9 protein-coding genes and 1 tRNA gene are annotated in these 9,737 nt (G+C 73.8%); 4 read left to right on the top strand and 6 right to left on the bottom strand.

The window, feature by feature from the left end; translation table 11 throughout:
- The 3 genes from HCJ92_RS19015 to HCJ92_RS19005 all read left to right on the top strand — a co-directional run.
- On the top strand, positions 1-2,992 hold a 2,992-nt coding region (locus tag HCJ92_RS19015), incomplete at its 5' end, for a polysaccharide lyase family 8 super-sandwich domain-containing protein (RefSeq protein WP_167934827.1).
- A 50-nt stretch (positions 2,993-3,042) separates the two neighbouring features.
- Positions 3,043-3,687 carry an NADAR family protein gene (locus tag HCJ92_RS19010; protein WP_167934826.1) on the top strand — a complete coding sequence of 215 codons (645 nt, stop codon included), beginning with the start codon at positions 3,043-3,045 and terminating at the stop codon, positions 3,685-3,687.
- A gap of 397 nt (positions 3,688-4,084) precedes the next feature.
- The gene (locus HCJ92_RS19005) at positions 4,085-4,264 is read left to right on the top strand and encodes a hypothetical protein (protein ID WP_167934825.1); all 180 of its coding nucleotides are present in this window, start codon (positions 4,085-4,087) and stop codon (positions 4,262-4,264) included.
- 343 nt (positions 4,265-4,607) lie between these two features.
- Here HCJ92_RS19005 and HCJ92_RS19000 read toward each other — a convergent pair.
- The 6 genes from HCJ92_RS19000 to ehuB form a co-directional block, all read right to left on the bottom strand.
- Positions 4,608-4,681, bottom strand: a tRNA-Lys gene (locus tag HCJ92_RS19000).
- Between the two features lie 91 nt (positions 4,682-4,772).
- A complete protein-coding gene (locus HCJ92_RS18995; protein WP_167934824.1) occupies positions 4,773-5,531 on the bottom strand; it encodes an IclR family transcriptional regulator domain-containing protein in 759 nt (252 codons plus the stop codon).
- 196 nt (positions 5,532-5,727) lie between these two features.
- A complete protein-coding gene (gene ehuA / locus HCJ92_RS18990; protein ID WP_245241002.1) occupies positions 5,728-6,483 on the bottom strand; it encodes an ectoine/hydroxyectoine ABC transporter ATP-binding protein EhuA in 756 nt (251 codons plus the stop codon).
- A gap of 112 nt (positions 6,484-6,595) precedes the next feature.
- The gene (gene ehuD / locus HCJ92_RS18985) at positions 6,596-7,258 is read right to left on the bottom strand and encodes an ectoine/hydroxyectoine ABC transporter permease subunit EhuD (RefSeq protein WP_167934822.1); all 663 of its coding nucleotides are present in this window, start codon (positions 7,256-7,258) and stop codon (positions 6,596-6,598) included.
- Positions 7,255-7,983, bottom strand: a complete 729-nt coding sequence (gene ehuC / locus HCJ92_RS18980) for an ectoine/hydroxyectoine ABC transporter permease subunit EhuC (protein WP_167934821.1) — start codon at positions 7,981-7,983, stop codon at positions 7,255-7,257. Before ehuC ends, ehuD begins: the two co-directional genes overlap by 4 nt.
- On the bottom strand, positions 7,980-8,894 hold the full coding sequence (ehuB, locus tag HCJ92_RS18975; RefSeq protein ID WP_167934820.1) for an ectoine/hydroxyectoine ABC transporter substrate-binding protein EhuB: 915 nt from the start codon (positions 8,892-8,894) through the stop codon (positions 7,980-7,982). The genes ehuC and ehuB overlap by 4 nt, the downstream gene beginning before the upstream one ends.
- Before the next feature lie 141 nt (positions 8,895-9,035).
- Between ehuB and HCJ92_RS18970 the strand changes: the two genes are divergently transcribed.
- Positions 9,036-9,551: a DUF3830 family protein gene (locus HCJ92_RS18970; protein ID WP_167934819.1), complete on the top strand. Its 516-nt coding sequence runs from the start codon at positions 9,036-9,038 to the stop codon at positions 9,549-9,551.
- The last annotated feature ends 186 nt before the right edge of the window (positions 9,552-9,737 follow it).

Raw genomic sequence — 9,737 nt, 5'->3', positions numbered from 1 at the left:
GCGCCGCCGCGCGCTGCTGCTGCACGGCGTCGCAACGGGACGGCCGCCGGGGGAGTGGGGAGAGGCCCACGACCTGTCCGTCGCCGCCCGCGATCGCACTGCCCGGACCCACCTCGCCGCCCTCGACACCGCCGACGACGCCGAAACCCCCTGGCCCGACCTGCCACTGGCCGGGCCCGACGTCCCCTCGGCCCACCTGACGACCGCCGCCGGACGGCTCCGCACCATCGCGCTGGCCGCCGCCACCGAGGGCGGCGCCCTGCACACGGACCCCGCCGTCGCCCGCGCGGTCGCGGCCGGACTGCGCCTGTGGTGGCGCTTCGGGTACCACGCCGGACGTGCCCAGCACGGCAACTGGTGGGACTGGGAGATCGGCGCCCCGCGCGCCGCCACCGATCTCCTCGCCCTTCTCGGTCCCGCGGTGGGGAGCGAGACCCGGGACGGCGTCATCGCCGCCGTCGACCACTTCGTCCCCGACCCGCGCCGCATGCTCCGCGACGAGCTCCGGTCCACGGGCGCCAACCGCGTCGACCTCTGCCGCATCGTCGCCCTGCGCGGTGCGCTCGGCGGCACCACGGAGCGGCTGGCCACCGCCGCCGACGCGCTCCGCGGCGTCCTGGACCCCGTCCGGGTCGGCGACGGCTTCCACCCCGACGGCTCGTTCCTGATGCACACCAGCGTCGCCTACCCCGGCACCTACGGGCAGGTGCTGGTCAGCGGGGTGGCCGAACTGCTGGCGCTGCTCGCCGGCACGCCGTGGGCGGTCGCGGGGAACGAACGCGGGCGGCTCCTCGACGCGGTGGAGCGGACCTTCCTGCCGCTGGTCCACGCCGGCCTGACGACCGACGCGGTGCGCGGCCGGGCCCTCGCCCGCCACAACGCGACCGACGCCGACGACGGCTTCCGCCTCGCGCTGGACCTGGTGACCCTGGCCGACGCCCTCACCACCACCGGGACCCACACGGGGGACGCGACGACGGCCGCCCTGCTGCGCGGCCGGGCCAAGAGCTGGCTCACCGCCAACACCTGGCGCCCCCTCGCCGCCCGCGAGCCCGCGCAGATCGCCACCGCCGCCACCGTGCTGGCGGACCGGGAGCTGACACCCGCGCCGCCGCCCACCGGCCACTTCGGCTTCCCCGACATGGAACGCCACGTGCACCGCCGCCCCCGCTGGACCTACTGCCTCTCGCTCAACTCCGACCGCGTCGCCCGCTACGAGTACATGAACGGCGAGAACGCCCACGGCTGGCACACCGGCGACGGCGCCGCCCTGCTGTACCTCGACCACGACCCCCACCAGTACACCGACGGCTTCTGGCCCACCGCCGACCCCAAGCGGCTGCCCGGCACCACCGTGGACACCGCCGCCCTCGCGGTGGGTGCGGGCGGCGACAACGACCACGAGCCGCTGACCGGCACCCGGTGGTCCGGCGAGGTCCGCCTGGGCGACCTCGCACTGGCCGCCGCCGACCTGCGCGGCATCGACTCGCCCCTGCGGGTCCGCCGCTCCTGGCTCTTCCTCGACGACGCGGTGCTCTGTGCCGCCTCCGACCTGCGGGCCCCGGGCCGGAGCGTCGAGACCACGGTGGACCACCGCTCTCTGCACGCCCCCTCCGCGCCCGTCGGGGGAACGCTCCGGGTGGACGGCCGGACGGTCGACGCCCCGCCCGGAACCACCCTCCGCCACCCGGCGCCCCGCTGGGCGCACCTGGGCGGAACCGGCGGCTACGTCTTCCTCCCCGCTCCCGGGGCACCGCCGCGCTCCGGTCCCGCCGCGGGGCCGCTGCTCACGCTGACGGAGGACCGCACCGGAGCCTGGGCGGACATCAGGGAGGGCGGCCCGGCCGCGCCGGTCACCCGCCGGTTCGTGACGCTCTGGCACGACCACGGCGCTTCTCCGGCGGGCGCTGCCCTGGCCCACCTGCTGCTCCCCGGCGCCTCGCCGGCGGAGACCGCCGCTCGCGCCGGCCACCCCGGGATCGAGCCGTTGTCGCTGACGGCGGAGGTGCACGCCTTCCGCACCGCGCCGGGGGCGCTCCCGGACGGGGCGCTCCTCACCGGTCTGGTGTTCTTCGGGGGTGCGCCAGGCCCCGCCGGTGCGCCCGATCCTGCCGGCACGGATGGTCACGGCACCGCGGACGGTCACGGCACCGCGAGTGGGCGGCGGACCGCGGACACGGGCGCCGCCGGTACCGCGGTCACCGCGGACGGGCCCTGCGCGGTGCTGGTCAGGGAGTCGCCCGGGGCGCTCACGGTCGCCGTCTCCGACCCCTCCCGCACCGTCCCGGTGGTGCGCGTCGCGGTCACGCCCTCGGGAGGGCCCCGCCGGGGTGTGCGGGAGGCGGACCCCGGGGTGACCGTCCTGGAGAGCGGCGGTCGCGTCGAGCTGCTGGTCGAGACCGGCGGCACCCACGGTGCCACCCGTACCGTCACCCTCGGCACCGGCCGCCCGCCCGCACGGCGCCGCGTCCGCCTGCTCACCGCGGAGGCGACCGCGACCATCCGTGCGGGGCTGCATGCGGGCCGACCGTCGCCGGGGACCGCCCGGCTCACGGTGCACCACGCCGAGGACGCCGACGACACCGCCCGCGCGCTGCTCAGGTTCGCGCTGCCGCCCGGCCACCGCGTGCGTGGTGTCGAACGCGCCGTCCTCTGGCTCCACGGGGCGATCCCCAAGGACCCGGAGAGCCGTGCCGCCGACATGCTGCAGCATCCGCTGCGCGCCCACGCAGTCGTCCCGATGCGGCGGCGGTGGCGCGAGACGGCCGTCACCTGGCAGAACGCCCCGCGGCCCGGACCGGCGCTGGGCGAGGGATGGGTCACCACCTACCCCGACTGGGCCGGGCTGGACGTCACCGAGGCGCTCGACAGCGGCGACACGGTGACCCTGCTGCTCGCCCAGGACGTACCCGGGCACCGCACCGAGCTGGCCGGCCGCACGGCCCCGGAGCGGCGGCAACGCCCCCTCCTCCAGCTGGTGCACCGGGGGTGAACCGGGAAACCCCGGGCGGCCGGACGGCCTCCCGGTGCATCATGACGGGTATGCCCCACACCGCGGCCGACGGCCCTTCCGCCTTCGCACCCCCGCCCGGGGACCTGTCGGAAGGCGAGCCGCCGGACGCCCTTCCCGGCCCGGGTCCCGGTCGGCGCCACGCGGAGCTGCTGCGTGGCGAACGCGAGGGGCACCGGCAGAAGTTCCTCTTCTTCTGGGCCCACACTCCGCCGCCCGGAGGCGGTGTCGGGCCGGGCTGCCTCAGCCAGTGGTGGCCCGCGCCGTTCGTCCTGGGCGGGGTCGCGTACCCCACGGCCGAGCACCGCATGATGGCCGCCAAGGCTCGGCTCTTCGGGAACGACGCCGTCGCCGAGCGGATCCTGGCCGCCCGGCACCCCGGCGAGGCCAAGGCGCTGGGACGGCAGGTCACGGGGTTCGACGAGGCACGGTGGTCGGCCCATCGCTACGCGGTCGTGGTGGAGGCGTCCCTGGCGAAGTTCCGGCAGAACCGGGAGCTCGGCGACTACCTGCGCGCGACCGGGCGCCGCGTCCTCGCCGAGGCGAGCCCGCTGGACCGGGTGTGGGGCATCGGCCTCACCGCCGACGCCCCCGGTGCCGCACGGCCCTCGGTGTGGCCGGGCCGGAACCTGCTCGGCTTCGCCCTGATGGACGCGCGCGCCGCCCTCGACGACTGAACGAGGCGGCGTACGCCCCCGGCACGCGGCACGCGGCACGCGGTGCGCGGTGCGCGGTGACGGGCTCGGCGGCCGGACGGGGTCGCGGGGCCGACAGGGGGCGCGGGGTCCGGCGGCACGGGGGCACCGCAGGGGCGGGTTTCGGCCGGTGTGCGACGGCGCACGCCCCCGGCGCGCACGGGAGCACCCTGGTCGTGACCTCGGTCACTCTGCGAAATCGACGCCCCCAGGAAGTGTGACGGATGGCACCATCGGGTAGGGCGGGCCCTGTCCGCCCGGTGTGACCTGCACGTATGCCGTCACCGCCCCTGACTCCCGCGTGCGGCGGGCGCATTCGGGGAGCAGGTCGGCCATAACGGAGCGGCGCGATGTCGTACCCGGGGCGTACTGTGTTCGTATGTTCACCGATCCTCGCCACGAGCGTCAGGCGTCCGCGGAAGCGGCCAATGCCGCGATCCGCGCCCTGGTCACCGCCCAGGGCGGACGCGCATGGTCGGCGGACGACCTCGCGGAACTCGGCCGCCTCCGGGCCGAGTGGCTCGCCGCGGTGCGCGCCCAGGTGACCACCGCCGCTTGAAGGTCACCGCCGGGCGCGTGACCCGGCGCCCACCGGCTCGCCCCCGCATCGTGAGGGCACGACCACAGCCCTCCGTGCGCCCCCGTAGTCCCTGACGCCCCGCGCCGCCGTCCGCGCCCGTGCCGCACTCCGGCCCGCCGCGACGGCGGCGCCGTCGTCCACCGCCAGCCGTCCGCCCCCGGCGGGCGAGCGAACCACGCCGCGGTGGCCGTCGAGCCGTTCGTCCCGCCGCGCGGGCCCGTCGCGCGTGACGGCGCGACCGACGGGGCAGGGGGAGCGGTCAGCCGCAGCCCACGACGAAGAGGGACTCCCCGGCCTGAGCCGGGAAGCCCCTCTTCTGATGTGCGCCGCCAGGGACTCGAACCCCGGACCCGCTGATTAAGAGTCAGCTGCTCTAACCAACTGAGCTAGCGGCGCCTCTTTCGGCCTCTCGGCCGGACAACAAGAACTCTACCCGCTCCGCGACGGTGCTGATGACCACCGCCGAGGGTCCACGTGGTGGCCCCGCTCACAACGAGAGCGACAGCAGCGCCGGCGCCGCCTGCTCGTTGAGGGTCTCCGCCGCCTCGCGCAACCGGTGGGCCTGCCCGACCGGCAGCGAGAGCGCCAGGCAGCCGACCGTCGCGCCCGCGGTCAGCGGCACCGCCGCGCAGAGGGTGCCGACGGCGTACTCCTGGAGGTCCAGCACCGGCATGGTCGCCGGCTGCCGCTCCAGCGTGGCCAGCAGCACCCGCCGGTCGGTGACCGTGCGGGAGGTGAGCCGCGCGGCCGGATGGCGCGAGAAGTGGTCCTCCCGGCCCTCGTGGTCCAACTGGCTGAGCAGGCACTTCCCCAGCGCCGTCGCGTGCGCGGCGGAGCGCAGGTCGACCCACTGGTGCACCGCCGGGCGGTCGGGCGACGCCGACACGTGGGGGACGGTGAGTTCACCGCCCACGTAGCGCCCCACGTAGACCGCCGCCCCCACGTCGCGGCCGAGGCGGTCCAGCGCCTGCCGCAGCTTCTCCTCCCGCACCTGCCGGCGGCCGTCCTCGCCGGCCAACCGGAGCAGCGCCTCGCCGGCGCACCAGCCGCCGTCGTCGAGCTCCCGCAGATAGCTCTCCCGGGCGAGCATCCGCAGCAGCCCGGCGGCCTGGCGGGGCGGCAACTGGAGCTCGGTGGCCAGTTCCTCCCCGCCGACGCCGTCCGGGCGCCGGGCGACCGCCTCCAGCGCACGCAGCGCGTACCGAACGGAATAGAGCGGGGCGATCGCCCCGGAACCAAGTGCCACAGCGCCCTCCCGCGGGTTACCGCAGCCGCCCTTGCGAACACGGGAAGCCGACAAGGCACCCAAGGTTAGCCGTCAACCCCCCTGCGGGGAGGGCCGGTCGGCACTCTGGCCGAAACGGCCCGGGGGGCCCCCCCCCCCGCGACCCGCCCCCGGCAGGCGGGAGCGGGTCGCGCGGAGCCCGGGCGTGTGCGCCGGCTCAGTGGACGGAGCTGAGGAACTCCCTCGTCCGCTCGTGGTCCGGGTCGTTGAAGATCTTCTCCGGGGAACCGGACTCGACGATCTTCCCCTGGTCGAACATGAGCACCTTCTGGGAGATGTCGCGCGCGAAGCTCATCTCGTGGGTCACGCACACCATCGTGATGTCGGTGGAGCGCGCGATGTCGCGCAGCACGTCCAGCACACCGGCCACCAGCTCCGGGTCGAGCGCGGAGGTCACCTCGTCCAGCAGCAGGACCTTGGGCCGCATCGCCAGCGCGCGGGCGATGGCGACACGCTGCTGCTGGCCGCCGGAGAGCTGCGAGGGGTACTTGTCGAGGTGCTCGGTCAGCCCGACCAGCTCGATCAGACCCCGGGCGCGCTCCTCGGCCTCGTCCTTCTCCATGCCCAGCACGTGCACCGGTGCCTCGGTGACGTTGCGCAGCACGCGCATGTTCGGGAAGAGGTTGAACTGCTGGAAGACCATGCCGATCTTCTTCCGGACGGCGCGGCTGTGCGCCTCGCCGGCCGGGACCAGCTTGCCGTTCTTCAGCTCGTGGGTGAGGTACTCGCCGTCCACCTCGATGGTGCCCTCGTCGGGCTCGGCGAGGGTCATGAGCAGCCGGAGGATCGTCGTCTTGCCCGATCCGGACGGGCCGATCAGCGTCACGTGCTTGTTGGCCTCGACGCCGAAGCACAGGTCGTCCAGGACGACGTTGTCACCGAAGCGCTTGGTGACGTCGGTGAAGGTGATCAGGTCCTCGCCCGGCCGTCGGCCGTCCTTGGCGGCGCCGGCCGCCTCTGCGGGGGTGTCGTTCGGGGTGTTCACCGGGACCTCCGGGTCCGCTTCGTTCTTCCTCGGGGTGGGCTCAGTAGGTGGCAAGGCGTCGCTCCAGGACTCGGATCAGCAGGGACGCCGGGTAGGCGATGACGATGAACGCCACACCGACCACCGTGATCGGCTCCATGAAGTTGAACGACTGCACGCCGTACTCGCGCGCGGTCAGCAGCAGCTCGGTGAGGCCGATGGTGGAGATCAGCGGCGTCTCCTTCAGCATCGCGATGACGTAGTTGCCGAGCGCAGGCACCGTCCGCCGGAACGCCTGCGGCAGGATCACCGCACGCCAGGTGTGGCCCATCGGCAGCGACAGGGCGCGCGCCGCCTCCCACTGGCCGACGGGAACGCCGTCGATACCCGCCCGGTACACCTCCATCGTGTAGGTGGAGTAGTGCAGACCCAGACCGATGGAGCCCGCGACCAGCGGCGACAGGGTCGGTCCGCCCGGCAGGTCGGGGATCACGAAGAAGAGGAAGAACAGCTGGATCAGCAGCGGCGTGTTCCGCACGAACTCGGTCACGCCGATGACCGGCCAGGCCACCCAGCGGGGGCCGCGCAGCGCCATCGCCCAGACCAGGCCGAGGGAGAACGCCAGCAGCGTGCCGAAGAGCAGCGCCTGGAGGGTCAGCAGCAGGCCGTCCCAGAAGTACGGCATGAAGTCCCATACCGCGTCCCAGTTCCAACTCCGGCTCATCGGGCACCCCCGTCGGTGGTCGAACCGCCGGTCGTCGCCGTCCCGGCGCGCGAGAACAGCGGCTTGCGCTCCGGCAGCTTGCCGACGCCGCGCTTGGCGTGGCGCTCCACGGCGCGCATGCCGCGGGTGACGCCGAAGGCCAGCACGAAGTAGATGACCAGCAGCAGGGTGTAGACCGGTGCGCTCTCATTGGTCGACAGCCGGATGACGTTGCCCGCGAAGGCGAGGTCCGCCACGGCGATGACCGAGACCAGCGCGGTGCCCTTGAGCAGCTCGATCGCGAGGTTGTTGAAGGGCGGGACCATCTCCGGCCACGCCTGCGGGATCTCGATGCGGCGCAGCCGCTGCAGCCGGGTGAAGCTGAGCGCGATGCCGGCCTCCCGCTGTGCCTCCGGTACCGAGGCGAGCGAGCCGCGCACGATCTCCGACCCGTAGGCGCCGTAGGTGAGGCCGAGCGCGAGTGCGCCCGCCCACAGCGGCACCAGCTGCCAGCCGAAGAGCAGCGGGAAGGCGAAGGCGAACCAGAAGATCACCACGAGCGCCGAGGCGCCGCGGAAGATCTCGAAGTAGGCACCGGAGAGGAAGCGCACGATCCACAGGTCGGAGGTGCGCAGCGTGCCGATGACGAACGAGACGACCAGCGCGATGAGGGCGCTGAACACGGCGACCTGCACGGTGATCCAGAGACCGGGCAGTATCCAGTTGCTGACGAGACCCCACGTCATGCGTCACAGAGCTCCTCGGCCGTGAGATCGGTCATGTCCTCTTCGGTGAACCCGAAGGGGGAGACGATCTCCAGAAGCTGGCCGCTCTCCTTCATCTCGTGGAGCTCGGCGTTGAAGGCGTCGCGCAGCCGTGTCTCGGTCGGGGAGAAGGCGAAGCCGCCCGCCCCGATCTGCTCCTCGCCGTCGACGACGGGGGTGAAGGGCTCGGTGGCCTCCACCCCGCCGGTGTTCCGCGCAGCGGACACCATCGTGGGAGCGGTCCCGAAGAAGGCGTCGATGCGTCCCTGCCGCACCGCGGTCAGCCCTGCCAGCTGGTCTGGCAGGGTGCCGATCTTCCCCGGGGCCACGCCGTTGCCGACGGCGTAGTCGCGCTGGAACCAGCCGGGACCGGTGGCGACCGTGGCGCCGGTCTCGGCGATGTCGGTGTAGTTCTCCAGGCCCAGGGGGTTGCCCTCGGCCACGATGAAGGCGTCCTTGGCCACGTAGTCGGGGTCGGAGAAGATCACCTGGGCGCAGCGCTCCGGGGTGATCCACATGCCGGCGGCGACGACGTCGAACTGCCCGACGCGCAGGCCGGGGATGAGACTGCCGAACTCGGTGAGGACGGGCTGGAAGCTGTCGACACCGAGCCGGCCGAAGATCTCCTCGGCGATGGCCGGGGCCTGCCCCGTCAGCTTCCCGCTGTCCTTGTCGATGTACGAGTAGGGGACCTCACTGGCGATGCCGAGCCGGACCACGCCCTGCGAGCGCAGCCGGTCCAGCAGATCGCCGCCGTCCTCGGCCGCCGAGGTGTCCACCCGGGAGCACCCGGCCAGTCCCAGCGAACCGAGGGCGACGGCGCCGCCGAGCAACAAGGCTCTGCGGCTGATCCCCCCGTTGACAGAAGTAGTTTTTCGTGATGGTCGAACCATAGGCGCGCGGCTACCCGGTGCCCGAGAAGTCATGCGCTGGTATACCCGACCGGGTGCACGGCGAGGCGCAGTCGCAACCTGACCGGCCGATGCGCCACCATGGCGAGCGGACGAACCGGACCGAAACCACCGGAGGTGTGCATGGCCGAAGCGACCGCTCCCGAGCGTTTCATCACCGTCTCGCTGGCGAAGCGCGGCGTCAGTTGTACCGCAAGACTGCTCGACGACCGCGCGCCGATCACCTGTGCCGCGGTGTGGGACGCCCTGCCGCTGGGCGGCGACGTCTACCACGCCAAGTACGCGCGCAACGAGATCTACGCCCTCCTCGCCCCCTTCGCGGCGGAGGAGCCCCCACTGGAGAACCCGACGATCACCCCGATCCCCGGCGACCTCTGCTACTTCACCTTCACCCAGACGCAGCTGGCGACGAAGTCGTACGGCTACGACGACTCCGCCCCGCACCACCAACGGTCCACCGTCGTCGACCTCGCGCTGTTCTACGAGCGCAACAACCTGCTGATCAACGGTGACGCCGGCTGGGTCCCGGGGATCGTCTGGGGCAGCGTGGTGGAGGGCCTGCCGGAGATGGCCGACGCCTGTCAGGACCTCTGGCGGGCCGGGGCGCTGGGCGAGACCCTCAGTTTCGCCCGCGCCTGACCTGCTGCCGCGCGGGCGCGGTCCGGCCACCGGTCGTGCCGCGCCCCGCCGCGCGCCCGACGCCCGCGTGCGGGCCCCCGCGTACGGGCGCGTTGCGTGGCCGGGCGCCGACCGGCCGACGCGGTCACGCGCCTGCCCGCGCGCCGGAGGTGAGCCCGCCGAACGGGTGAGGCGCTCCGCCCGGTA

It is taken from the genome of Streptomyces spiramenti (genome assembly GCF_012034385.1).
Taxonomy (GTDB): Bacteria; Actinomycetota; Actinomycetes; order Streptomycetales; family Streptomycetaceae; genus Streptomyces; species Streptomyces spiramenti.
This window is presented reverse-complemented; position numbering and strand designations above follow the sequence as displayed.